This is a genomic window from Stenotrophomonas aracearum, assembly GCF_031834615.1.
GTDB classification, from domain to species: Bacteria; Pseudomonadota; Gammaproteobacteria; order Xanthomonadales; family Xanthomonadaceae; genus Stenotrophomonas; species Stenotrophomonas aracearum.
In genome coordinates this window covers 3,406,427-3,430,912 of record NZ_CP115543.1, presented here as the reverse complement: position 1 = coordinate 3,430,912, position 24,486 = coordinate 3,406,427, and the positions used below count along the sequence as shown (strand labels likewise).

Genomic DNA, 24,486 nt, shown 5'->3' with positions numbered 1-24,486 from the left:
ACGGTAACGCAATCGTAACTTTCCGAGGCGGTTTAACACGCTACTAACGTACCTTGGAGAGATTGATGAATTTTCGTACTCCCGCAGTGCGGCTGGGTCTTCTGCCGGCCGGCATTGCGCTGGCGCTCGTGCCGAGCTTCGCTTCGGCACAGGAAGCAGCCTCCGGCACCACTGACCTCGATCGCATCTCGGTCACCGGCTCGCGCATTCGCGGCGCCAACATGGAGACCCAGCAGCCGATCCTGACGATGACCCGCGAATCCCTGGAAAAGCAGGGCTTCTCGAGCGTCGCTGACGTGCTGAACAACCTGACCTCGGCCGGTTCGCCGGCCATCTCGCGTTCGGAATCGCTGGCTTCCGGCGAGAACGTGGGCGGTTACTACGTCGACATCCGCAACCTGGGCGCCGAGCGCACCCTGGTGCTGATGAACGGCAAGCGCCTCGGCGCCACCACCGCTGGCCTGCAGGACCTGAGCCAGATCCCGATGTCGGCCGTTGAGCGCATCGAAATCCTGAAGGACGGCGCGTCGTCCATCTACGGTTCCGACGCCATTGCCGGCGTGGTCAACGTGATCACCCGCAAGAACTTCGACGGCGGCGAGGCCCAGGTCTATGTCGGCCAGTACGACAACGGCGACGGCGACACCCAGCAGTACTCGATGACCCTCGGTGCAACCGGCGAGCGCGGCAGCCTGACCCTGTCGGCTGAGTACAACAAGCAGGATCCGGTCTGGGCGAAGGACCGCTGGTACAGCCGCGATGGCGGCCTGGGCCCGCTGTCGACCCCGGAAGACTGGAGCCCGATCAGCCAGAACGGCAGCTGGTGCAACCCGCTGGTGTACGACTGCTCGCGCACCTCCAAGACCGCCGTGTGGCAGACCCTGAACCAGGGTGGCAACCCGAACAACCCGGCCGACTACCACGAGCTGACCCCGGCCGAGTACGCCAACTCCAACCAGCAGATGACCCTGCTGACCGGCGTTGAGCGCAAGTCGCTGTACGTCAACGGCACCTACGACTTCACCGACACCATCAGCCTGAACACCGACGTGCTCTACAACGAGCGCAAGACGTTCCAGCAGATCGCCGGTTACCCATACCAGTCGTCCTCGTTCGGCACCCCGCTGACCGCCGCCAGCGCGTTCAACCCGGTTGGCCAGAACGTCGACTTCCGTCGCCGCCTGTGGGAAGTGCCGCGCACCACCGACAGCCAGCTGAAGACCCTGCGCTTCGCCCCGACCGTCAGCGGCTACTTCGAGCTGGCCGGCAAGACCTTCGATTGGGACGTCGGCGCGCTGTGGAACCGCAACGAGTCGGTCAAGTCGAACTACGGCGACATGAGCCTGATCGCCGCCGAGCAGGCGCTGGGCCCGTCGTTCATCAACGGCCAGGGCATCGCGCAGTGCGGTACCGCTGCCAACCCGGTCGCGCTGGGTGACTGCCGCCCGTGGAACCCGCTGCTGCCGTACGGCGTTGCAGGCCAGGGTTCGCTGGCTGATCCGGAACTGCAGAGCTTCCTGTTCCCGACCTACACCACCCGTGGCGAAACCAAGACCACCAGCTTCACCGCCAACCTGGCCGGTTCCATCGTGACCCTGCCGGCCGGCGACCTCGGCTTCGCCGTGGGCGTGGAGCACCGCAAGGAAGAAGGCAGCTACGTGCCGGACGCCTTCGCACAGTCGGGCATGTCCACCGGCCTGGGCCAGAAGCCGACCCAGGGTGAGTACGATCTGAACGAGGTCTACCTCGAACTGAACGTGCCGATCCTGGCCGACATGGCGTTCGCCAAGGAACTGACCCTGAACGTTGCCAGCCGTTACTCGGACTACAGCAACTTCGGTGGCACCACCAACAGCAAGTTCGGCCTGACCTGGCGTCCGATGGACGAGCTGCTGGTCCGCGGCACCTACGCCGAGGGCTTCCGTGCTCCGACCATCAGCGACCTGTACGGTGGCCTGAGCTCGAGCTTCGAGTCGTACATCGACCCGTGCGGCACCACCGCGCCGGGCAGCGTTGCCGGCAATGCCGCCTGCTCCGCCGCTGGCGTGCCGGCCGACTACGTGCAGCTGGGCCAGGGCAACCGTCCGTGCTCGACCCTGCCGTGCCAGTCGGGTGACCAGTTCATCTCGGGTGCCAACCCGAACCTGTCGCCGGAAACCTCCAAGAGCAAGACCATGGGTCTGGTCTGGAGCCCGCGTTGGGTGCAGGGCCTGGACGTCTCGCTGGACTGGTACCGCTACGAAATCAGCAACATGATCATTGCTGACAGCGTCGACCGCATCCTGCGTGACTGCTACGTGCTCGGCAACAGCGGCCGTTGCGACAGCATCGTCCGTGCCGACGACGGCCACGTCAGCGCCATCACCTATGGCACTGCCAACCTCGGCATGATGGAAACCGAAGGTTACGACCTGGGCATCAAGTACCGCCTGCCGGAGCTGGCCATCGGTCAGTTCAACATCGACTGGCAGACCAGCTACACCTCCAAGTACGACGAGCAGGGCCAGAACGCTGCCGGCGACAACATCATGATCGGTCGCGTCGGTGAAGCCGGCCTGTTCCGCGTGCGTTCGAACCTGGGCGTGAACTGGCAGTACGGCGATTTCGGTGTGAACTACACCGCGCGCTACTACTCGGGCATGAAGGAAGGCTGCATCGACACCGGCGAGTTCTGGTGCAATGCCCCGGACCATATGGCCAACGGCGAAGCGGATCCGCTGCGCAAGACCGGCTCCAACACCTTCCACGACCTGCAGGTCAGCTGGAAGGCGCCGTGGGATGCCACCATCGCCCTGGGCGCGAACAACGTGTTCGACCACAAGGGTCCGCTGATGTACTCGGCGCCGAACTCGAGCTTCGCCTACTACGGCGGCTTCGACATCGGTCGCTTCCTGTACATGAAGTACACCCAGAAGTTCTGATCCATCGAACCACTGGTGCAATAAGAGGAGGGCGGGCCGCAAGGCCCGCCCTCTTTCTTTGCCCGAACGCCAGGCAAAAAAAAACCGACCTCAAAAGGTCGGTTTCCCCGGTAGAGCCGGGCTCTGCCCGGCTCCACGCAATACACGGCTCAAGCATCAGCGGTAGCCAACCCCATCAACCCATTGGCATGGTCGCGCCACTGCGGCAACTTGCCCAGCACGCCTGCGCGCTGCAGGTATTCCTCGTCCACCGGCTCGCCGTTGACCAGTGCCAGCGCCACGTGCACCGCACCGGTCACCCAGAAGCTGCGCGTGTTCGACCGCTGCGGCTGCAGATGGAACGCCACCGCTTCGATGATCGGCATCGGCAGGCCCCACAGGCCCAGCAGGTACGCACCGGCTTCGCTGTGCCCCGGGCGCGGGTCGGCGTCGCTGGCCGGCTCGGTGCGCTCGTTGCGCACGCCCGGCAGCAGCAGGCCGATATCGGCCAGCAGCGCTGCGGTGGCGCCCAGTTCGGCGCTGGATTCCGGCAGCAGCTTGGCCGCCAGCCGCGAGGCCAGCAGCGCGCGCTGCTGCAGCGCATTGCGCTCGGCACCGGACAGCGCCGACGCCGAGAACACTTCACTGGCCAGCACCAGGTCGCGCAGCGTGGCCAGGCCCAGCCGGGTCACCGCGCTGCGCAGGTCGGAAATGGTCCGCCCGCTGTTGAAGAACGCCGAGTTCGACAGCTGCAGCACCTTGGCCGCAATCGCCGGGTCGGCCGAAACCAGCTTGGCCACGTCGGCGGTATCGGTGTCGTCGTCGTGCTCCAGCGCCTGGGTCAGGCTCAGGTACAAGTGCGGCGGCGACGGCAGTTTTTCGATGCGCCCGATGGCGCTGCGCAGGCGTTCGCTGTCGAGCAGCTCGCGCAGCTCTTCCAGGCTGGTCAGCGCTTCAAGCAGCACTTCCGGCGCCAGCGGCAACGGCAGGAAACGGTGGGCCACGCCGATCAGGCGCGCCGGCGGCGGCCGGTTGCCCTGCGGCGCTTCAACCAGCGCGATGCGGATCGTTTCCGGACGCAGCGTCCGGATCTGGCCCAGCAGCGTGGTCGCGGTGAGATCGGGCAGGGTGGGGCAGGCAATGACCGCATCGACCGGCGAGGCCGACACGATGCTCATGGCCGTCTGGCCATCGGCGGCGGTCAACGGCTGCCATTCTTCCCCAAGATCGGCAATGAAATCCAACAGCTCAGCCGACAGGCTGGCTTCGTCCCCAACTAACAGAATACGCACGACACAATCCCCTGGGTGACCACGGTGAACCCCACCGTGGACGGTGTAGAAGTCGCAATGTACCCAATCCGGCACAAACTGTGATGTGCCACAGCGTAAAAACGTGATGGGCGTCGCTCCGGCGGCAAGCGCCGGAGCGGGGCTCATTCAGTCTCAGCTGGCGCTGGACAGATAGCGCTGGTGCGCTTCGACCAGGATCTGCTTGGCTTCGGCGGCGCCGCCCCAGCCATCCAGCTTGACCCACTTGCCCTTCTCCAGATCCTTGTAGTGCTCGAAGAAGTGGCCGATGCGCTCCAGCCAGTGGCTGGACACCTGTTCGATGTCTTCCACGTGCGCGTAGCCGCTGAATACCTTGGACACCGGCACGGCCAGGATCTTTTCATCGCTGCCGGCTTCGTCGCTCATCTTCAGCACGCCGACCGGACGGCAGCGCACCACCGAACCGGGGATCAGTGGCAGCGGCAGCACCACCAGCACGTCGGCCGGGTCGCCGTCGCCGCACAGGGTGCTCGGCACGTAGCCGTAGTTGCACGGGTAGCGCATCGGGGTGGAGAGGATGCGGTCGACGAAGATCGCGCCGGTTTCCTTGTCCACTTCGTACTTGACCGGTTCCGAGTCCTTCGGGATCTCGATGATGACGTTGATTTCTTCCGGCGGGTTCTTGCCGGGCGAGACGAGTTCCAGACCCATGGTGTGCTCCGAGAGGGGGGATGGCGCGATAAGACCTCCCATTTTATGCCTTTGCCGGCCGCCGTGCAGGTGGGGTGTGGCCGACCGTTCGTTGCGGCATGGGCCGACCCTCGCCCGCGCACCCGCCTGATCCTTCCGGCGCCCGCGCCGGCGCACCGTGGAGCTCCTTCCACGGAGCCCGACCATGACCCTGCGCACCGCCTGTTTCCGCCATCTGCTGCCGCTGTCCCTCGCCCTGCTGGCCCTGTCGTCGGCCGTGTCGGCCCAGGGGCTGGCCGGCCCGCCGCGTTACATCGACCTGGCCGACCGTCTCGGGCCCGGCGATACGCCGGATGACACCGCCTACCGGGAGCTCGACCGCTGGCTGGCCGACGAGTTCACCGACGCCTGCCCGGACGCGTTCTGTGCCGGGCGTATCGGCAACTACCGTCCGCTGCGCCTGGACTGCGTGGTCGACACCCGCCAGGACCGCATCCACAGCTGCCGCTATGCCGTGGTGGCCAGCCAGACCTGGGTGCACCCGGGCACCGGCGCGGTGCGTACCGAGCTGAGCCAGTGGTACTGCCCGCTGCCGCTTCCGTACGCGCTGTCGGCCGAAGACTTCCTTTCCCACATGACCACGCTGCAACCGGACAGCTCCGGCTACCTGTTCAACCGCCTGCCCGGCGGCCAGGTGTCGCTGTTCGACGTGCTGCGCCGCTGCCTGTCCTGATCCGCCGCCAAGGAGAACTGCCATGACCGCCTTTCTGCCGTTGGTCCACATTCCCGTGCTGGCCGCTGCGCTGGCCATGCTGCCGGCCGCGGAGGCGCCGGCGCCGCCCGCGCCCGTTGCCGCGCCGTTGCACGTCGACCTGGTCGACTACCCCACGCCGCAGGCGAACTGGGCGGCGTTCCGCGACCTGCGCCACCGGCTGGAAGATGCCTTCGACGACGTCTGCCCGGATACGTTCTGCGAAGGCGAGTTCACCGACTACGCGCCGATGAAGCTGCGCTGCTCGGTCGAGCGGGCCAGCGGCAGGGTGAATGCGTGTGGCTGGGCGTTTGCCGCCAGTGAGGTGGAGGTCGATCCCGTCAGCGGCGCACTCCTGCACCGGCAGCCGACCTGGCTGTGCCGCTTCCCGCTCGGTGCACGCACCTCGGTGGGGGCGCTACTGGCGTCGCTCGACGGACCACAGCCCTTGTTCCAGTCGCTGCCGGGCACCCGAAAGACCCTGTTCGACGCACTGGCCGAGTGCCTGCGTTAGCCTTCAGGAATGGATTCACTGCTTACCGCCGCCGCCCGTGCCCTTGCCGCCGGTGATGTGCTCACCGCGCTGGGGCACGTGTCCCTGCGCGGCGACCCACCGGCGCTTGCCCTGCGTGGCGTGGCCATGGCGCAGCTGGGCGAACTGGAGCGGGCCCGCGACCTGCTGCGCCAGGCCCAGCGTGGATTTGGTCGCGATGAAGTGCTGGCACGGGCCCGCTGTGTCGTGGCCGAGGCCGAAGTGGCGCTGGCGCTGCGCGACCTCGCCGGCTCCAGTACGCCCTTACTGGCTGCCGCACTTGCCCTGCAGACGCGCGGTGACCCGCACAACGCGCAGCAGGCGTGGTTGATCCTGGCGCGCCGCGCACTGCTGCTGGGACGCCCGCAGGAAGCGCTCACTGCCCTGGCGCAGGTCCGCGCACGCGCGCAGGCACCGGCGCTCGCGGCAATGGCCGCATTGACCGAGGCCGCGTTGGCGGCCTGTGCGCTGCAGGTGCCGCAGGCAGAGGCCGCGTTGCTGCTGGCCGCCGATGCGGCCCAGGCATCCGGCATCGCGGCGCTGCAGGCCGAGGTGGCGCACGCGAGCGGACAACTGGCGCAGCCCGCAGCACGCAGGCTGGGCGAGGGCGCCGCAACGCCGCTGGACCTGGCCGCCGTGCAACGCCTGCTCGCGTCGCCTGCGTGCGTGATCGACGGCTGTCGGCGGGGTGTCTGGCAGTCGGGGCAGTGGCGCTCGCTGGCGCGCCGCCCGCTGCTGTTCGCGTTGCTGCGTGCGCTCGGCCAGGCCTGGCCGGGCGACGTGGACCGGGATCAGGTGATCGCAGAGGTGTTCCGTACCCATGCCGGCGACCACACCCACCGTGCTCGCCTGCGCGTGGACATCGGGCGGGTCCGTTCAGCGGTGCAGGGTCTGCTGGAGATCGAGGCAACCGACACCGGGTACCGGTTGCGCGCACCGGCCGGTATCGACGTGGCCGTGCTGGTGCCCCCGCGCGATGGCGAGCCGGCGGCACTGGAAGCGCTGCTGGCCGACGGCGCGGCCTGGTCCACCTCGGCACTGGCGCTGGCGGTGGGCGCCAGCCAGCGCACCGTGCAGCGCGAACTGGCCGCGCTGGAAGCCGAAGGCGCGGTGCGCAGCCATGGACGTGGGCGCGCGCAGCGCTGGCTGGGCGCGCCGCTGGCCGGATTCACGACGATCTTGTTACTCCCTGCCTCGCTGCCAGGCGACTAGTGTCATGGCCAGGCACCCCTTCCGACGTGCCAGGAGATGCTGCAATGAACACTGCAACTGCTGAAGTCACCCGCGAATTCGGCCCGTTTGCCGGCGCCGACGCCGTGCATGGGGTCAGTTTCGACGGCCGCCACGTCTGGGCCGCCACCGGCGCGGCCCTGCTCGCGATCGATCCGGACACCGGCCAGACCGTGCGTTCGCTCCCCGTGCCCTGCGACGCCGGTACTGCCTTCGACGGCACGCATCTGTACCAGATCGCCGAAGCCCGGATCGACCGGATCGACCCGCAGACCGGCAAGGTACTGGGCTCCATTCCTGCTCCCGGCGGCGGCAACGACTCGGGCATGGCCTGGGCCGATGGCAGTCTCTGGGTTGGGCAGTACCGCGACCGTCGCATCCATCAGATCGACCCCGACAACGGGCGCGTGATCCGCACGATCGAATCGGACCGCTTCGTCACCGGCGTGACCTGGGTCGACGGTGAGCTCTGGCATGGCACCGACGACGGCGAGCGCAGCGACATCCGCCGCGTGGACCCTGCCAGCGGCGAGGTGCTGGAGCGGCTGGAGATGCCCGAAGGCCAGCACGTGAGTGGCCTGGAAGCCGACGGTGCCGGCCTGTTCTATGCCGGCGGCGGACGCAGCGGCAAACTTCGCGTGGTGCGGCGACCACGGGCTTAACGTGACGCATTCTCATTTGGAGGGTAAGATGCCGCGCCCATGTCGTCCAATGCCTCGACCCTCACCGAGCTGCTGATCCGCGAACGCCCTGCGCTGCTGCGCCTGGTGCGCCGCATCCTGGGCAGCGACAGCAGCGCTGAAGATGTGATCCAGGCCATCTGGTTCAAGGCCCGCGGCGTCGATGGCAGCGTGGCCATCGACAACCCGCGGGCCTATCTGTACCGTCTGGCCACCAACCTGGCCACCGACCAGGGCCGGGAACGCAGCCGCCAGGCGCGGCTGTTGGCCGACCACTACCTGTGGGGGCCGGATGAAGTGCTGTCCACGGAAGAACAGGCCATGGCCCAGGACGAGCTGCAGCGCGTGCTGGCCGCCGCCGACCATCTTCCCGAACCGACCCGCACGATCTTCCGCCTCAACCGGTTGCAGGGGCTGACCCAGGCGGAGATTGCCCGGCGCCGTGGCGTGTCGGTCACCACCGTGGAAAACCATGTGCGGGCCGCGTTGCAGCGGCTCGCCTGGGCGCGCAGCGGGCGGTAAGGCGCACGGGCTTGGGGAAGTGCCGTTCCCACACGTCTTGATGGTAACGGCGCTGCCACCGCACCCCTTGCCAGCCAATGAGCCCGCAGAACCTGCCCGACCACCGGACCCAACCCGACTCGCCCGACCTGCTTGCCGAACAGGCGCAGGCGTGGATCGCATGGCTCGCCTCCGGCGCGGTCGAACCCGAGCGCATGCAGGCCTTCGAGCAGTGGTTGAAGCAACCCGGCCACCGCCGCGCGTTCGAATACGAACGGCAGCTGTGGCAGGCGGTGGCGCAGCCCCCGGTGCGCGCCCACCGTGCACCCCGCAGGCGCGCGCCGCGCATCGCGTTGGCGGCAGCAGCGGTGCTCGCCCTGCTGTGGGTGTCGCCGGACGCGTGGCTGCGCCTGCGCGCCGACCACCGCAGCGGCAGCGAGGTGGTGACACTGGCATTGCCAGACGGCAGCCGGGCGGTGCTCGATGCCGACTCGGCGATCGCCGTGGACTACGACGACAGCGAGCGCGGCATCCGCCTGCTGCGCGGCCGCGCCTGGTTCGAAGTCGCGCCCGGGCACGCGCAGCCTTTCCGGGTCCGCGCGCAGGGTGGGGTAGTGGAAGACATCGCCACGGCCTTCGCGGTGGCCGATACCGGACACGGCGTGGACGCCGAAGTGTCGCAGGGACAGATCCGCGTGGCGGCGACGCCGGAAAGCGGCTGGACCTACCTGCTGGCCGGGCAACGCGCCGGCTTCGCGCGCGGTGGCCAGGTGCTGCGCCAGGCCGACCTCGCGCCGGACCGGATCGCGGCATGGCGCGAGGGCGAGCTGCTGCTGGACGCGGTGCCGGTGGGCGCGGCGGTCGACCAGATCGCGCGGTATCGCGCCGGGCCGACCTTCGTGCGCGGCGACCTGTCGGCGTTGTCGCCGGTCAACGCCGCGCTGCGCGTCGACCAGCCCGAGCAGGCGCTGGACGCGCTGGCGATGTCGGCCGGCCTGCGCGTCACCCGCCTGCCGCTGGGCGTGGCGATCGTGAGCCGCGAAGCGGCGCACTGAAATCGATCTTGGGGATGTACGCCCCGCACGCGTCTTACCCCCGAACGTACCCGCCGCCGCCACGTACTTCGCAGCGCCCGCAGTCCCTGCGGGGACGCCGTCTGCACGGCATCGCCCTACCTACAGGTTTCAACATGCTTTCCAACTCCCGACCGCGCGCGTTGCCGCGCCCGTCCCGCCTGTGCATCGCCCTGCTGGCGTGCGGCCTGGCCGCTGCACCCGCAGCGCCGGCGCTGGCCCAGTCCGCCGACAGCGCCGCACTCTCCGCCGTGCAGTCGTTCGACATTCCGGCGCAGCCGCTGGCCGATGCACTGCGCAGCTACATGCGCCAGTCCGGTGTCCAAGTGGCGTATCCGGCGGCGCTGGCTGAAGGTGCCACCTCCACGGCAGTGCGCGGCACGCTGGATGCGCAGCGCGCGCTGGCGCAGCTGCTGGACGGCAGCGGGCTGGCCCCGCGCGTGCTCGGCCCGGGTGCGGTCAGCCTGGAACGCGCCACCCGCGGCCAACGCGCCGATGGCGTGATCGTCACCGACACCCTGCGGGTTGCCGGCGACACGTCCAGCGCAGCAGGCGGCGACAACGAACGCGCACTCGAGGTCTACCGCAGCAGCGGCTCCAGCGTGTACGTACCGCGCGCGACCATCGAACGCTTCCGCGGCACCTCCACCGCCGACATCGTCAAGGGCGTGGTTGGCGTCACCGCCGGCGACCCGCGCACCGCCAATGCGCTGGACCTCAACATCCGCGGCATCCAGGGCCAGAGCCGCATTCCGGTCATCATCGACGGCGGACAGTCGACCATGGACACCTACCGTGGCTACGCCGGCCAGTCGCAGCGCACCTACCTCGACCCGGACCTGATCTCCAGCCTGACCGTGACCAAGGGCCCCAGCCTGGGCGCGAACGCGTCCGGCGGTATCGGTGGCGTGGTGGAAATGGAAACGCTGAACATCGGTGACGTGCTGCGCGACGGGCAGGACGCCGGCCTGCGGGTGCGCAGCGGCGTGTCCAACGGCAGCGCCCGCGACCTGCCGGCCTACAACGCCGCCCCGCGCACCGACCGCAACAGCCTTGGCGGCCAGTTCTTCAACATCGCCGGCGGCAAGCACTGGGACCGTTTCGACCTTGTGGCGGCGTACGCCTGGCGTGACACCGGCAACTACTACTCGGGCAAGCACGGCTACGACGACTTCCCGCAGACCCGGCGCACCCTGGCGCCGTTGAACCCGCCCAACACCGAAGTGTTCAACACCTCGTCCAAGTCCAACTCGGTGCTGCTCAAGGGCACCTGGCGGATCGACGATGTGCAGACCCTGGAGGCCGGCTACCGCCATTACAGCGGTCGCCAGGGCGAGATCATGGCCTCGCAGATCATCCGCGTGGACCGCGACCGTGTGCCGCAGTGGGAACCCGGCAGCGTCGACCTGGACGCGTACAACCTGCGCTACCGCTTCAACCCGGGTAACGACATCGTCGACCTCAAGGCCAACCTCTGGTACACCGAGGCCGACAGCCTGATGTACAACGGCCTGACCGGCATCACCCCGTGGTACTTCGACCGCCGCACCGAGTGGTACGACGGCCCGACCTTCAACACCGATCCGGGGTACAAGGACGCCTACCGCAACGACATGACCCAGAAGCGGTTCGGCCTGGACGTGTCCAACACCACGGTGGTGGTGACCGACAGCGCGGGGCTGTTCACCTTCGACTACGGCCTGGCCTTCAGCGACGAAGACGTGGGCCCGGGCGATAACGCGCCGATCAAGCATGACGACCTGATCAACAACCGCTTCCTGCGCAACGCGGCGCGGAAGGAATACAGCGCAGTCGCGTCGATGAAGTGGCAGCCGGGCGAGCGCTGGGACCTGCTGCTCGGTGGGCGCTTCAGCCGGGTCAGCATCCATGACCGCAACCGCCTGGCCACGCCGGACGGCGAGGAGGTGATCGGCCAGTACCGCTACACCCAGCTGCTCAACGGCAACCCGGCGCTGCCGGCCTGGCGCGCGCAGCGCATCGCGATGCTCAACTGGTACCCGGACGCGAACGGCCAGTTCACCGAAGCCTCGCTGCTGGCCTCGCCGTACAAGAAGGGCACGGTGGCCGACATCACCGGCTGGAACTTCCACGACGTCACCGCTACCGAAGACCTCGTCGTGCCCACCAGCTGGACCTGGTCGCAGCCGATCCGTCGTACCGACAATGCGTTCATGCCTACCGCCAGCGTGACCTGGCATGCCGACGAAGACACCCTGCTGTACATCAAGTACGCCGAAGGGGTGAAGCTGCCGAGCCTCTTCGAGAGTACGCTGGGCCTGTTCACCGCGGCCAAGCCGATCGACGGTGAGCTCAAGCCCGAACGCGCCGCAACCTGGGAAGTGGGGGCCAGCACGGTGAAGCACGACCTGTTCGCCGACGGCGACCAGGCTGCGTTCAAGCTGGCCTACTTCAACACCCGCATCGACGACCTGATCACCCGCGACTACCGCACGCTGTCGGCCGGCTACATCCGCAACATCGACCGCTTCAAGGTCTCGGGCCTGGAGTTCCAGTCCAGCTACGACGCCGGCAAGGTATTCGCCGATCTGTCGGCGCACTATTACTTCGAAGCCAAGACCTGCGCGCCGGACATCGCCGCCGAGCGCCGCGCCTATGGCGTGCAGCGGAAGATTGCCGAGCTGGCTGCGACGCCGGACTGCGTGGACGGCGGCTTCGAGGGTTCCTACAGCAACACCCAGAACCCGCCGCGTTACACGGTCAACCTGACCCTGGGTTCGCGCCTGTTCGACCAGCGGCTGAGCTTCGGCACCCGCGTGATCCACAACAGCGGCCCGATCAGCAAGCTCGACAAGGAATGGAACGTGGGCTTGTCGGCGATCCAGCAGCTGTACCAGCCGGCGACGGTGGTGGACGTGTTCGCGAGCTGGCAGGCCAGCGAACAGCTTGCCTTCGACTTCAACGTCGACAACCTGACCGACCGCTATCATCTGGACCCGCTGGCGCTGGGCGTGATGCCGGCGCCGGGCCGGATCATGCGCCTGGCAGTGACCTGGCGGTATTGATCGAATGGGCGCGGCACTCGCCGCGCCCATTTCCGTTCACGCCTTGGTCGCGTCCGCGTGCAACGCTTCGTTCAACTCATCGACCACGATCGCCCAATCGGCATCTTCCTTCAGCTCTTCGCCCAGGAACTGCCGCTGCGCGTCACTCCAGAAAGGCGCCTCGGCCAAGGTCACATCGGCCGGCAGCTGATGGTCAAGGATGAATCGGGCAATGGCCTCCTTGCTGGAGTCCAGTCCCAACTGCTCGAACAGGTTGGTCATGCGCGATTCGGTGGTGTCCATCATGGCAATCCTTGTGGGCGGAAGAATGGGCCATTATCAACACCCCGGGGTGAGGATGGCATCGCCGGAATGGGGGAGCGGGCCTGCCGCGGCAATCCGGCTTGGGGTAGTCTGCGTGGCAGGCGTCTTACCCGTGTGACGCGCGCTGCGCGGCACTGCCACCTTTTCCTGCCAGAACGCCATGAACGCCACCGAGACCCTTGAAGCCACCCGCAGCCAACGCCTGAAGGCCGCTACCCGCGCCAGCCACGGCGCGCTGGACAAGCGCATCATGGCCGGCGAGATCTTCGCCGACCGCGACCGCTTCGCCCGGTTCCTGCGCGTGCAGTACCGCTTCCACCGCGACATCGATGCGCTGTACGCCAATGCCGCGCTGGACGCGCTGCTGCCGGACCTGGCCGAACGCCGGCGGCTGCCTCAGGTCACCCGCGACCTGCATGACCTGGAACAGGTCCTGCCCGGCCCGGTGCCGATGCGGCTGGGCCCTGACCTGCCGTTGCCGGCGGCACTGGGCTGGCTGTACGTGGCCGAAGGCTCCAACCTGGGCGGCACCATCCTGTACAAGATGGCCGGCCAGCTCGGCCTGGACGCCGACTTCGGCGCCCGCCACCTGGCCGCCCATCCCGATGGCGCCGCAGGTCATTGGCGCGCGTTCACCGCCGCGCTCGACACCGTGCTGCTCACCGCCGAGCAGGAACAGCAGGTGATCGACGCCGCCGACGCGGCGTTCCGCAGCGTGCACGACCATGTCGAACTGGAATTCGCATGAGCGCTGACGGCCGCGCCCGGTCACCCTGATGCGCTGGCTCTGGTTCTGCCTGGGCTGGGTGATGGTCGCGCTGGGCGTGATCGGCGCGCTGCTGCCGGTGATGCCGACCACCATCTTCCTGATCCTGGCGGTAGGCTGCTTCGCGCGCAGCTCGCCGAAGTTCGAGCGGAAGTTGCTGGAACACCCGCGCTATGGGCCCTCGCTGCGCGCATGGCGCGAGCAGGGCGCGATCAGCCGCAAGGGCAAGGCCTTCGCAGCCGGCGGCATGGCCTTCGGGTTCGTGATGTTTCTGTGGGGCGCGCGGCCATCGTGGCCGTTGTTGCTGGGGGTGGCCGTGTTTTTCCTGGCGAGCGCGGCGTACGTGCTCTCGAGGCCGTCGCCCACGTAACCCCCGGTACCGCGACGCCCCCAAGGACGTCGCGGCCCCGAATCCACTTACAACAACGGCACCAGCAACAACGCCACGATGTTGATGATCTTGATCAACGGGTTGATTGCCGGCCCCGCCGTGTCCTTGTACGGATCGCCCACCGTGTCGCCGGTCACCGCGGCTTTGTGCGCTTCACTGCCCTTGCCGCCGAAGTGCCCGTCTTCGATGTACTTCTTCGCGTTGTCCCAGGCCCCGCCGCCGGTGGTCATCGAGATCGCCACGAACAGGCCGGTCACGATGGTGCCGATCAGCAACCCGCCCAGCGCACGCGGTCCCAGCAGGAGGCCGACCACCACCGGCACCGCCACCGGCAGCAGCGAGGGCACGATCATTTCGCGGATCGCCGAGCGGGTCAGCATGTCCACCGCGCGGTCGTACTGCGGCTTGCCGGTACCTTCCATGATCCCTGCGATTTCGCGGAACTGGCGGCGCACTTCCTCCACCACCGCTCCCGCCGCGCGGCCCACCGCTTCCATCGCCATCGCGCCGAACAGGTAGGGAATCAACCCACCGATCAGCAACCCGATGATCACCGTGTGGTCGGACAGGTCGAACGCAAACACTTCACCCGGATGCGCGGCCTGCAGGTTGTGGGTGTAATCGGCAAACAGCACCAGTGCGGCCAGCGCCGCCGACCCGATCGCATACCCCTTGGTCACCGCCTTGGTGGTGTTGCCCACCGCATCCAGCGGGTCGGTGATGTCGCGGATCTCCGGCGGCAGCTCGGCCATTTCGGCGATGCCACCGGCGTTGTCGGTGATCGGCCCGTAAGCATCCAGCGCCACGATCATGCCCGCCATCGACAGCATCGAGGTGGCGGCAATCGCGATCCCGTACAGCCCACCATGCAGGTGCGCCAGCCAGATCGCCAGGCATACCGCGATCACCGGCAGCGCGGTCGACTTCATCGACACGCCCAGCCCGGCGATGATGTTGGTGCCATGCCCGGTGGTCGACGCCTGCGCCACGTGCTGCACCGGCTTGTACTGGGTGCCGGTGTAGTACTCGGTGATCCACACGATCAACCCGGTGAGGATCAGGCCGATCAGCGCGCAGATGTACAGGTTCATCGCCCCGTGCGCGTTGTCGGGCATCAGCTGCCGGGTGATCGGGTAGAACGCGATCGCCGCCAGCACGCCGGACACGATCACGCCCTTGTACAGCGCGCCCATGATCGAGCCGCCGGGTTTCACCTTGACGAACAGCGCGCCGATGATCGAAGCGATGATCGACACCCCGCCCAGTACCAGCGGATACAGGATCGCGTTGCGACCGGCCTCGGCGATCATCAGGCTGCCCAGCAGCATGGTGGCGATCACCGTGACCGCATAGGTCTCGAACAGGTCGGCGGCCATGCCGGCGCAGTCGCCGACGTTGTCGCCCACGTTGTCGGCGATCACCGCCGGGTTGCGCGGGTCGTCTTCGGGAATGCCGGCTTCGACCTTGCCGACCAGGTCCGCGCCGACGTCGGCGCCCTTGGTGAAGATGCCGCCGCCGAGCCGCGCGAAGATCGAGATCAGCGACGAACCGAACGCCAACCCGACCAGCGCATGCAGCGCCGCGCCGGTGTCCAGCCCCAGCCGCAGCAGCAGGGCGTAGTAACCGGCCACGCCCAGCAGGCCCAGCCCGACCACCAGCATGCCGGTGATCGCACCGCCGCGGAACGCCACGTCCATGGCCGCGCTGAGCCCGTTGCGCGCGGCTTCAGCGGTGCGCACGTTGGCGCGTACGGACACGTTCATGCCGATGTAGCCGGCCGCGCCGGACAGCACCGCACCGATCGCGAAGCCGATCGCGGTGTACCAGCTGAGGAAGATCCCGACCAGCACGAACAACACGATGCCGGCGATGCCGATGGTCAGGTATTGGCGGTTGAGGTAGGCGCGCGCGCCTTCCTGGATGGCGGCGGCGATTTCCTGCATGCGGGCATTGCCGGCCGGTTGCCGGAGGATCCAGCGTGCCGACACGATGCCGTAGAGAATCGCAAGGATGGCGCAGAACAGCGCAAGTGAAAGCCCATAACGTTCCAGCATGTCCCCTCCCGGGTGATGGATGGCATCCAGTCGACGGACGAACCTCACCACGCGGGGCACAACGGGCTGCAACGATGGACCAACCCGTTCAGACCGTCCCCGGTCGTCAAGCGTGTGGCTTTGTTCAGCAATCCTGGTGCCCCCCGATTATGCAGGGAAAACGCCCAAAGCGACCACGCCGACGCGCCAACCGATGCGCCACGCCCCAAACGTCACCGGTAGAGCCGGGCTCTGCCCGGCCCGGCCCTTGGCGCAACATTCATCCGCTGCGCGCCATCTTGACTGGCATCCCCCACAGGCGCCGCCCCATGTCCCCACGCCACCTCCTCCTGCTAGCCCTGCTGCCCACCGTCGCCGCCACCGCCGCAGAAACCCCCGAGCTCCAACGTCCCACCGGCGCCCCGCAAGCGGTGAACGCCGTCCACACCCTGCGCCAGATCCCCGAAGCCTGCGCCCGCCTGGAGGGCGCCTTCACTGGCGACGCTGCGAATCCGTACAAATTCGCCGTGGTCCGCACCAGCGAACAGTGCCAGCCTCGCGCCCGCTTCGTCGACTACGCCAAGGCGCAGCCCAGCGAAGCCAAGGGCTGGAAGCTCAACGACGTGATCCGCGTACCGAGCGCGGCCTGCCCGGCGCAGCAGGCGGTGGTGCGCGTCTGGCGTCTGCCGGTAGACCAGAAGACCGAACTTGACGGCCAGGGCCAGTCGCGCATCTACCTGGAAGAAGCAAAGAAGCAGGCTGCGGCCGGCAAGATCGCGCAGATCCCGATGTTCGCCGCGCAGATGACGATGGAAGGAAACGCCTGCCGGTAACCGGCATGAAAAAACCCGGGCGGCGGGGCCGTCCGGGTTCTGGTATCACGATCGCGCGAACCGCAGGCTCAGTTGCCCTTGCAATCCCGCAACCACATCACGCGGTTGTTCTGATCGTAGTGATCGATCACACCCTTGAGCGTGACGTTTTCCTTCGGGCGCAGCGCCATGGCATATGCGGTCTGGCTCGGCGCGAAGCGGCAGGAGATGGCGACGCTGTCGAAATCGATGCCGCCGCTGGGATTGCCGCCGACATCGAAGCCGGTGTTGTACCCGTTGCCGTCCTTGAACACGGTGATCACGCGACCGGTGATCGCGTATTCCTTGCCCTGGTAACGCGCTTCCATCGCGCCCGGGTTGTCCTTGTGCTGCGAGCGCAGGCGCGAACCGAATTCACGGGCGGTGGTGTTCACCACGGACGCCTTCGGGGTAGCCGCAGCCAGCTGCTCGCCGGCCTTGCCCGGCTTGACCTGGGTCAGCAGGTCGCACATGGCTTTCTTGACACCCTCGGTGCTCGGAATGGCGCCAGGATTGACCTTCAGCAAGAGGGCCACAGTGCCGGTGCCGCCTTCATTGAAGGCGCTGACGATCAGCGGCAGGTTCTTGTGCAGGCCGGTCTGCGGTTCTTCGATCAGCATCGAGCCACTGGCGGCATCTTCGTCGATCACGTCCATGTTGGCGTTCTTGGCGATCACGCGCATCTGGCCGATCGCGCTCGGCACGGTCAAACCGGGATGGCTGACCGAGGCGGTGAAGTTGGTCCCCTTGAACGGGTTGCCCTTCTTCTGGAACGAGCTTTCACAGGTATCGGCAAACGCCGGGGCGGCCGCAGCGAGCAGCAGCACGGCAAACAGGGGTGTGCACTTCATGTCGGGTACTGTCCTTGTCATCGTCCGCAGGGCGCGGAGGGTGGGTCGCGGTTGCGAACGCCGACGTGTCCTGCCGGCGTTGGGGGATTGTAGGGGGCGGTGGAGGGTGTCGCAAACGGCGGCTTCGGTTGGGTGTACACGCGGAAGCATGGCCGCAACCGATGACAGGCACGGCTCCGGACGCTTGAGCCGCGCTCTGCGCGGTGTCCGGCCAACGGCCGGACCTACGAATTCTCCCGAACGGCCGTAGATCCGGACACGTCAGCAGGATTCTTCACGCCTCGAAGGGTGGCAATTTCTTTTTGACTGCCACGTTCTTCAGCGTTACGTACTTCGGCAAACCATCGGCGCCGTACGGCAACGGGGCTTCACCTTTGATCAGCGGCGACAGGTAGGCCCTGGCATTGTCGGTGATCCCGAAGCCATCACGGCGGATGAAGCCGGCCGGCATCTTCTTTTCATGGTTGGCCACCTTGTGCAGCGGTGCCGGCTCGATCTTCCAGCGGTAGGGCGCGTCGCTGCTGCGCACGATCACCGGCATCACCGCATTCTGGCCCTTCAGCGCGTACTGCACCGCGGCCTTGCCCACCGCCTGCGCCTGCTCCCAGTCGGTCTTCGAGGCAATGTGCCGCGCCGAGCGCTGCAGGTAGTCGGGCAGGGTCCAGTGCACCTTGTAGCCCAGCGCGTCCTTGACCCGTGCGGCCAGCTGCGAGGCCACGCCGCCCAGCTGGGTGTGCCCGAACGAGTCCTTGCCGCCACCGGCGTCGGCCACGAAGCGGCCATCGGCGGTCTGGATGCCTTCCGACGCCACCACCACGCAGTGGCCCACGCGCTCGACCACCTGCTTGACCTTGGCCAGGAACGCGGCCTCGTCGTAGGCGCGCTCGGGCAGCAGGATGATGTGCGGCGCCTCATCCGGCCCGTTGCCGGCCAGGCCCGCCGCTGCGGCCAGCCAGCCGGCGTGCCGGCCCATGGCCTCGTACAAGAACACCTTGGTCGAGGTTTCGGCCATCGCCGCTACGTCCAGCGCCGCTTCGCGCACCGACACCGCCGTGTACTTGGCCGCCGAGCCGAAGCCGGGGCAGGTGTCGGTCACCGCCAGGTCGTTGTCGATGGTCTTGGGCACGCCGATGCAGGTCAGGTCGTAATCGAACGCCTTGGCCAGCTGCGACACCTTCCAGGCGGTGTCGGCCGAATCGTTGCCGCCGTTGTAGAGGAACCAGCGCACGTCATGGGCCCGCAGCACCGCCAGCAGGCGCTCGTAGCGGGCGCGGTCGGCCTCCAGCGACTTGAGCTTGTAGCGGCACGAGCCGAACGCCCCGCCCGGGGTGTGGGCCAGCGCCGCAATGGCCGCCGCCGACTCCTTCGAGGTGTCGATCAGCTCCTCGCGCAGCGCCCCCAAAATGCCGTTGCGCGCGGCCAAGACCTTGATTCCCTTGGCCCTGGCGGTGCTGATCACGGCCGAAGCGGTGGCATTGATGACGGCGGTGACGCCGCCTGACTGGGCGTACAGCAGGGTACCTTTGGACATGGTCGGACCTTGGTCGGGGGAAGGACATTGCAGGGACATTACCGGTATGAGGTAAAGTGCGTGTATTGCGGTGCAGCGTGATTGTGGACAATCCCGGGGCGCGCGCCCTTCCGTTTTTTTACCAAGTTGGAGTCAGGTTGATGCGATTGGTTCTGTTGGGACCGCCCGGTTCGGGCAAGGGGACACAGGCGACGCGCCTGAAGGAACACCTGGGCATCGCCCACATTTCCACCGGCGACCTGCTGCGCGCCGAAGTGGCCGCCGGCACCGAGCTGGGCAAGCAGGCCAAGGCGGTGATGGATGCCGGCAACCTGGTGTCCGACGACATCCTGCTGGGCATGCTCGAATCGCGCCTGGGCCAGCCGGACGTGGCCAAGGGCTTCATCCTCGACGGTTACCCGCGCAACGTGGCCCAGGCCAACGCGCTGGATGTCCTGCTGGCCAAGATCGGCCAGCCGCTGGATGCCGTGGTGCAGCTGGACGTGGCCAGCGAACTGCTGGTGCAGCGCATTGCCGGCCGTGCGGCCGAGCAGGGCCGTGCCGATGACAATCCGGAATCGGTGCGCCAGCGCCTGCAGGTCTATACCGACCAGACCGCGCCGGTGGTGGACTTCTATGCAGGTCGCGGCACCCTGGCGCGCGTTGACGGCGTAGGCGAACTCGAAGACGTGGAAGCCCGCATCCACGCAGCCATCAAGGGCTGAACAACCTACACGCGCACGCCCGGTCCTATCGGAACCGGGCGTGCGGTGTAGAACGCCAGCGATCAGGCCTGCTCAGAGCCTCACAATATGAGCCCCCCTTGGGACGGCCTCTTGGGGAGTAGGACCATCGGGAGTACTGCGGCTGGCGCGATGAATTGTGTCCGTATTCACAGTACGTCGCTATCAGGGATTCCCCTACAGCACGCAAACGCATGCGTGCTGTAGTGCCGGCCGCCGGCCGGCTCCTCGCGATGCCGCCACGCGCATCTCGACGGGCGATAGGCGACAATCGAACCATGAGCACGATCCACATTCTTGGTATTGCCGGCACCTTCATGGGCGGCGTGGCCGCGCTGGCGCGGGAACTGGGCCATACGGTCCGTGGCAGCGACCAGGCGATCTACCCGCCGATGTCCACCCAGCTCGAACAGCTGGGCATCGCCCTCGACCCGGGCTATCGCACCGACAGCGTCGCCAGCGACTGCGACGACGTCGTGGTCGGCAATGCGCTGTCGCGCGGCAATCCCGCGGTCGAAGCCGTCCTCGATGCCGGCCAGCGCTACATTTCAGGCGCGCAGTGGCTGTCCGAGCAGGTGCTGCCGGGCCGCGATACCCTGGCCGTGGCCGGCACCCACGGCAAGACCACCACCACCACCATCCTGACCTGGCTGCTGCAGGCGGCCGGCCGCGAGCCGGGCTTCCTGATCGGCGGCGTGGCCGAAGACTTTGGTGTCTCCGCGCGGGTCGGGCAGGGCCGCGAGTTCGTGGTCGAAGCGGACGAGTACGACACCGCGTTCTTCGACAAGCGCAGCAAGTTCGTGCACTACCGCCCGCTCGTGGCCATCCTCAACAACCTCGAGTACGACCACGCCGACATCTTCCCGGACGTGGCCGCGATCCAGCGCCAGTTCCACCACCTGGTGCGCACCGTGCCCGCGCGCGGGCGGTTGATCGTCAACGGCGAGGACGCCTACCTGGCTGAAGTGCTGGCGATGGGCTGCTGGACCCCGGTGGAACGCTTCGGCTTCGACCCCGGCCTGGAATGGCATGCCGAGCTGGTCAACGCCGATGGCAGCGCCTTCATCGTGCACCACCGTGGCGTGGCGCTGGGCGAAGTGCGCTGGTCGCTGCTCGGCCGCCACAACGTGCTCAATGGCCTGGCGGCACTGGCGGCCGCGCATGCGGTCGGCGTCGCGCCGGCCACGGTGATCCCCGCGCTGGCGAACTTCCGCAGCGTCAAGCGGCGCATGGAAGTGATCGGCGACGCGGACGGCATTACCGTCTACGACGATTTCGCCCATCACCCCACCGCCATCCACACCACGCTGGAAGGGTTGCGCGCCAAGGTGGGCGCTCGCCGCATCGTGGTCGCGATGGAGCCGCGCAGCAATTCGATGCGGCTCGGCGCGCATGCCGAGGCACTGGCACCGTCGCTGGCGCTGGCCGACGCGGTGGTGTTCCTGCACCGCCCGGAACTGGCTTGGGACGCCGCCAGCGTGATCGCCGCCGTGCGCGGCCAGGCGCATGCGGTACCCGACACCGACGCGCTGCTGGCCCAGCTCGGTGACATCGTGCAGCCCGGCGACCACGTGGTGTTCATGTCGAACGGAGGCTTCGACGGCGCGCCGCGACGCTTCCTGGCCCAGTTGCAGGCACAGTAAGCGTGCTGCGATGACCGACACCACCACCCTGCCGTTGTTTCCGCTGCATTCGGCCCTCTTGCCGGGCGCCGCGCTGGGCCTGCGCGTATTCGAGCGCCGCTACCTGGACATGCTGCGCGAATGCAGCCGCAACGACACCCCGTTCGGGATCTGCCTGATCCTCGAAGGCGAGGAGGTCGGCGCCCCGGCCACCCCGGCCGCGCATGGCGTGGAAGCACGCATCGAAGACTTCGACATGGGCGCCGACGGCGTCCTGGTGCTGCGCCTGCGCGGCCACCGGCGTTTCCACGCGCGCCCGCCGCGCATCCGCGACAACGGCCTGATCGTGGCCGAGGTCGAATGGAGCGCGCCTGATCCGGACGACGAACTGCGCCCGGAACACGCGCTGCTATCCACCGTGCTGGCCCACATCATCGAACAGGCCGGCAGCGCCTTCGAGCCGAGCCATCCGGCCCTGCTGGATCAGTCGGCCTGGGTCGGCTGGCGGCTGGCCGAACTGATGCCGCTGGAAGAAGCCCAGCGCCTGCAGCTGCTGCAGATGGACGACCCGCACCAGCGCCTGGACGCGCTGCTGCGCTGGATGCCGCCCAACGCCACCGTGCTCGACGAAAACTGGTAGGTGTAAATCACGGCGGTCGCTTCTGACACAGCACTCCGCCGTGATTCCTTCAATACGTCCTGACCCGCAGCACCGGCATGCCCGTATCCGGATGGTTGCCCACGTCCTGCGGCAGTCCTTCCAGCGCTTCACGCACCGCCGTCAGCGACGGGTCGATGCCGCGCATCGGCCGCCACATCCCGATCAGCTTGAAGTGCTGCTGGTAGTGAAGGGTCTGCGCACTGCCCAGCCACAGCGGCTGGTCGCCCGGCTGCAGCTGCACCGGCGCCGGCCACAGGCGCAACGCGAATATCTCGTTGGGCGCGTTGCCCGGGCGCAGCATCAGCAGCGATTCCACCTCGGTGTCCAGCGTAGCCGGCAGCACCGGCACTTCGTCCTGGGTGGCGGACTTGTCCAGCATCAGCAGCGCCTGCTCCCAGCCGGCCTGCGGCTGCACGCGCCAGCCCTGGCTTTCCAGCCGCTCGCGCAGCGGTTCCAGCGGCCCGGCCACCTGCACGTCCAGCGGCCAGCGCTGGTCGTCGTCGAACTCATTGCGGCGCGACGGCAGGCTGCGCCATTGGCCGCCCCACCAGGCCTGTGCCACCAGCCTGGCGGGCGCCGGCTGGGCCGGTTCGAAGCGCTGCAGCTTCAGGTCGACGTTGCGCGGCGCGTACCACAGCGCGGCCACCGCGAAGGTGCCATAGAACAGCCACGACACCGGCTTGACCCAGAACGAGCGGTTGAAGCGGCGACGGTAGGCAATGCCCAGCACCAGCAGCCAGAACGTGCCGAACAACATGCCGCCGATCACGTCGCTCAGCCAGTGCGCGCCCAGGTACAGCCGCGCGAACCCGATCAGGCTGACGATGATGCCCGACAGCAGGTACGGCCACACCCGCGTGCGGCCGGGCAGCTCGCGTGCGATCAGCACCGCGAAGAAGCCGAAGGTGATGGTGGCCATGGTCACCGACACCGACGGGAAGCCGAAGCCGCTGCTCGCGTCCGGCGGTCGTACCACGTCCACCGTGGCGCCCAGCAGCCGAGTCAGGGCCAGGCCGAAGGCCAGTGCGGCCAGCCAATGCGCGGCGGCCATCCAGCGGCGGCGCCAGATCAGGTAGCCCATGGTCAGCACGGTCGGCGGCAGCAGCACCTGCCAGGCGCCGAGCGAGGCCAGCGCGGCCATCGGGTAATCGGCCAGCGGGTTGCGCAGCGCCAGCATCGCCTGGTGCACGGCGAGGTCCAGGCTCAGCGGTTCGCCATGCGCGACCACCGCCATCAACAGCGCGAACCAGCCCCAGCCCAGCAACAGCAGCATCAGCGCCAGCATCGCCAGCGGCACCGACTCGCGCCGTTGCGGGTCGAACACGGAGACCGAATAGCGGCCCAGGGTGGGATGGCGCTGCGACCACTGCAGCAGGCTGGCCAGCCAGCTGTCCATGCGCGCGGCCGACCAGCGGTAGCCGTACAGCACGATCGCCCAGACCACGCCCATCACCACGCCGACCAGCGCCAGCACCATCACCAGCCGCCCGGCCACCGCCGCGACCGCGTCGTAGGCTTCGCCCAGCACCCAGCCCGGCGCCAGGAACAGCACCGCCCAGGAAATGCTGGCGATGCCGCTGGCCTGTACGTAACGCATCGCCGGCATGTTCATCATCCCGGCGATGGCCGGCACGAACGGGCGGATCGCGCCCACGTAGCGGGCCACCAGGATGCTCTTGAAGGCATTGCGGCGGAACATCGTTTCGCCACGGTCGAGCAGCTGCGGGTAACGGCTGAACGGCCACACCCCGCGCAGCCGGTCGCCCCATCGCCGGCCTATCCAATAGCTGATGCCATCACCGGCGAAGGCGCCCAGCGCCGCGCACGCCACCGCGTACGGTCCGGAGATCTGGCCCAGACCAATGAAGACGCCCACCGCGAACAGCAGCGGCAGGGCGGGCACGATGGCGCCCAGCACGATCACCGCATCGCAGAAGGCGATGAGGAAGATGACCGCGCCGGCGAGCACCGGGTGAGCTGATATCCACGCAAGCGTGGCATCGATCCATGACGAGTCCATCGGCCGATTATAGAGGCGGCAACGTGACTGACTGCCCGACAGGTCCGCTCCGGATGCGTCCGT

21 protein-coding genes are annotated in these 24,486 nt (G+C 67.9%); 14 read left to right on the top strand and 7 right to left on the bottom strand.

Features of this window, described 5'->3' with window-relative positions; translation table 11 throughout:
• The first annotated feature begins 65 nt into the window (after positions 1-65).
• Positions 66-2,921 (top strand): TonB-dependent receptor, encoded by a 2,856-nt coding sequence (locus PDM28_RS15525; protein WP_102945130.1) that lies wholly within the window; start codon positions 66-68, stop codon positions 2,919-2,921.
• 149 nt (positions 2,922-3,070) lie between these two features.
• Here the strand turns inward: PDM28_RS15525 and PDM28_RS15520 are convergent, their stop codons facing one another.
• Positions 3,071-4,192 carry an HDOD domain-containing protein gene (locus PDM28_RS15520; protein WP_070207299.1) on the bottom strand — a complete coding sequence of 374 codons (1,122 nt, stop codon included), beginning with the start codon at positions 4,190-4,192 and terminating at the stop codon, positions 3,071-3,073.
• Between the two features lie 153 nt (positions 4,193-4,345).
• Positions 4,346-4,882, bottom strand: coding sequence for an inorganic diphosphatase (gene ppa, locus PDM28_RS15515; RefSeq protein WP_070207300.1), 537 nt, complete (start codon positions 4,880-4,882; stop codon positions 4,346-4,348).
• A 184-nt stretch (positions 4,883-5,066) separates the two neighbouring features.
• On the opposite strand from ppa, the gene PDM28_RS15510 reads away from it, so the two are divergent.
• The 7 genes from PDM28_RS15510 (at position 5,067) to PDM28_RS15480 (ending at position 12,672) form a co-directional block, all read left to right on the top strand.
• Complete coding sequence (locus tag PDM28_RS15510) at positions 5,067-5,594, top strand: hypothetical protein (RefSeq protein WP_311182740.1); 528 nt, start codon at positions 5,067-5,069, stop codon at positions 5,592-5,594.
• Between the two features lie 22 nt (positions 5,595-5,616).
• Positions 5,617-6,126 carry a hypothetical protein gene (locus tag PDM28_RS15505; protein WP_311182739.1) on the top strand — a complete coding sequence of 170 codons (510 nt, stop codon included), beginning with the start codon at positions 5,617-5,619 and terminating at the stop codon, positions 6,124-6,126.
• 9 nt (positions 6,127-6,135) lie between these two features.
• The gene (locus PDM28_RS15500) at positions 6,136-7,356 is read left to right on the top strand and encodes a helix-turn-helix domain-containing protein (protein WP_311182738.1); all 1,221 of its coding nucleotides are present in this window, start codon (positions 6,136-6,138) and stop codon (positions 7,354-7,356) included.
• A 44-nt stretch (positions 7,357-7,400) separates the two neighbouring features.
• Complete coding sequence (locus PDM28_RS15495) at positions 7,401-8,036, top strand: Vgb family protein (RefSeq protein ID WP_102945134.1); 636 nt, start codon at positions 7,401-7,403, stop codon at positions 8,034-8,036.
• Between the two features lie 39 nt (positions 8,037-8,075).
• Positions 8,076-8,576 (top strand): RNA polymerase sigma factor, encoded by a 501-nt coding sequence (locus PDM28_RS15490; RefSeq protein ID WP_311182737.1) that lies wholly within the window; start codon positions 8,076-8,078, stop codon positions 8,574-8,576.
• 77 nt (positions 8,577-8,653) lie between these two features.
• Entirely contained in the window at positions 8,654-9,610 is a 957-nt protein-coding gene (locus PDM28_RS15485) for a FecR family protein (protein ID WP_311182736.1), read from the top strand.
• A 134-nt stretch (positions 9,611-9,744) separates the two neighbouring features.
• Positions 9,745-12,672 (top strand): TonB-dependent receptor, encoded by a 2,928-nt coding sequence (locus PDM28_RS15480; protein WP_311182735.1) that lies wholly within the window; start codon positions 9,745-9,747, stop codon positions 12,670-12,672.
• Between the two features lie 36 nt (positions 12,673-12,708).
• Here the strand turns inward: PDM28_RS15480 and PDM28_RS15475 are convergent, their stop codons facing one another.
• Positions 12,709-12,954 carry a DUF2789 domain-containing protein gene (locus tag PDM28_RS15475; protein WP_311182734.1) on the bottom strand — a complete coding sequence of 82 codons (246 nt, stop codon included), beginning with the start codon at positions 12,952-12,954 and terminating at the stop codon, positions 12,709-12,711.
• A 181-nt stretch (positions 12,955-13,135) separates the two neighbouring features.
• Here PDM28_RS15475 and PDM28_RS15470 point away from each other — a divergent pair, with 181 nt between their 5' ends.
• Positions 13,136-13,723, top strand: a complete 588-nt coding sequence (locus PDM28_RS15470) for a biliverdin-producing heme oxygenase (protein ID WP_311182733.1) — start codon at positions 13,136-13,138, stop codon at positions 13,721-13,723.
• Positions 13,724-13,751: 28 nt separating this feature from the next.
• Entirely contained in the window at positions 13,752-14,111 is a 360-nt protein-coding gene (locus PDM28_RS15465; protein WP_311182731.1) for a YbaN family protein, read from the top strand.
• Positions 14,112-14,158: 47 nt separating this feature from the next.
• Here PDM28_RS15465 and PDM28_RS15460 read toward each other — a convergent pair whose 3' ends face one another.
• Positions 14,159-16,186 carry a sodium-translocating pyrophosphatase gene (locus PDM28_RS15460; protein ID WP_102945139.1) on the bottom strand — a complete coding sequence of 676 codons (2,028 nt, stop codon included), beginning with the start codon at positions 16,184-16,186 and terminating at the stop codon, positions 14,159-14,161.
• 308 nt (positions 16,187-16,494) lie between these two features.
• Between PDM28_RS15460 and PDM28_RS15455 the strand changes: the two genes are divergently transcribed.
• The gene (locus tag PDM28_RS15455; RefSeq protein ID WP_311182729.1) at positions 16,495-16,998 is read left to right on the top strand and encodes a hypothetical protein; all 504 of its coding nucleotides are present in this window, start codon (positions 16,495-16,497) and stop codon (positions 16,996-16,998) included.
• Positions 16,999-17,066: 68 nt separating this feature from the next.
• Here the strand turns inward: PDM28_RS15455 and PDM28_RS15450 are convergent, their stop codons facing one another.
• Complete coding sequence (locus tag PDM28_RS15450) at positions 17,067-17,867, bottom strand: hypothetical protein (protein WP_311182728.1); 801 nt, start codon at positions 17,865-17,867, stop codon at positions 17,067-17,069.
• A 274-nt stretch (positions 17,868-18,141) separates the two neighbouring features.
• Positions 18,142-19,398, bottom strand: a complete 1,257-nt coding sequence (locus PDM28_RS15445; protein ID WP_311182727.1) for a 6-phosphofructokinase — start codon at positions 19,396-19,398, stop codon at positions 18,142-18,144.
• Between the two features lie 140 nt (positions 19,399-19,538).
• Here PDM28_RS15445 and PDM28_RS15440 point away from each other — a divergent pair, with 140 nt between their 5' ends.
• From PDM28_RS15440 to PDM28_RS15430, 3 genes are all read left to right on the top strand, one after another.
• Positions 19,539-20,102 carry an adenylate kinase gene (locus PDM28_RS15440; protein WP_311182726.1) on the top strand — a complete coding sequence of 188 codons (564 nt, stop codon included), beginning with the start codon at positions 19,539-19,541 and terminating at the stop codon, positions 20,100-20,102.
• Positions 20,103-20,398: 296 nt separating this feature from the next.
• Positions 20,399-21,763, top strand: a complete 1,365-nt coding sequence (gene mpl / locus PDM28_RS15435; protein WP_311182725.1) for a UDP-N-acetylmuramate:L-alanyl-gamma-D-glutamyl-meso-diaminopimelate ligase — start codon at positions 20,399-20,401, stop codon at positions 21,761-21,763.
• 10 nt (positions 21,764-21,773) lie between these two features.
• Complete coding sequence (locus PDM28_RS15430; RefSeq protein WP_311182724.1) at positions 21,774-22,382, top strand: LON peptidase substrate-binding domain-containing protein; 609 nt, start codon at positions 21,774-21,776, stop codon at positions 22,380-22,382.
• Between the two features lie 49 nt (positions 22,383-22,431).
• On the opposite strand, the gene PDM28_RS15425 is transcribed toward PDM28_RS15430, so the two are convergent.
• Positions 22,432-24,423 carry a bifunctional DedA family/phosphatase PAP2 family protein gene (locus tag PDM28_RS15425; protein ID WP_311182723.1) on the bottom strand — a complete coding sequence of 664 codons (1,992 nt, stop codon included), beginning with the start codon at positions 24,421-24,423 and terminating at the stop codon, positions 22,432-22,434.
• Positions 24,424-24,486 lie beyond the last annotated feature (63 nt).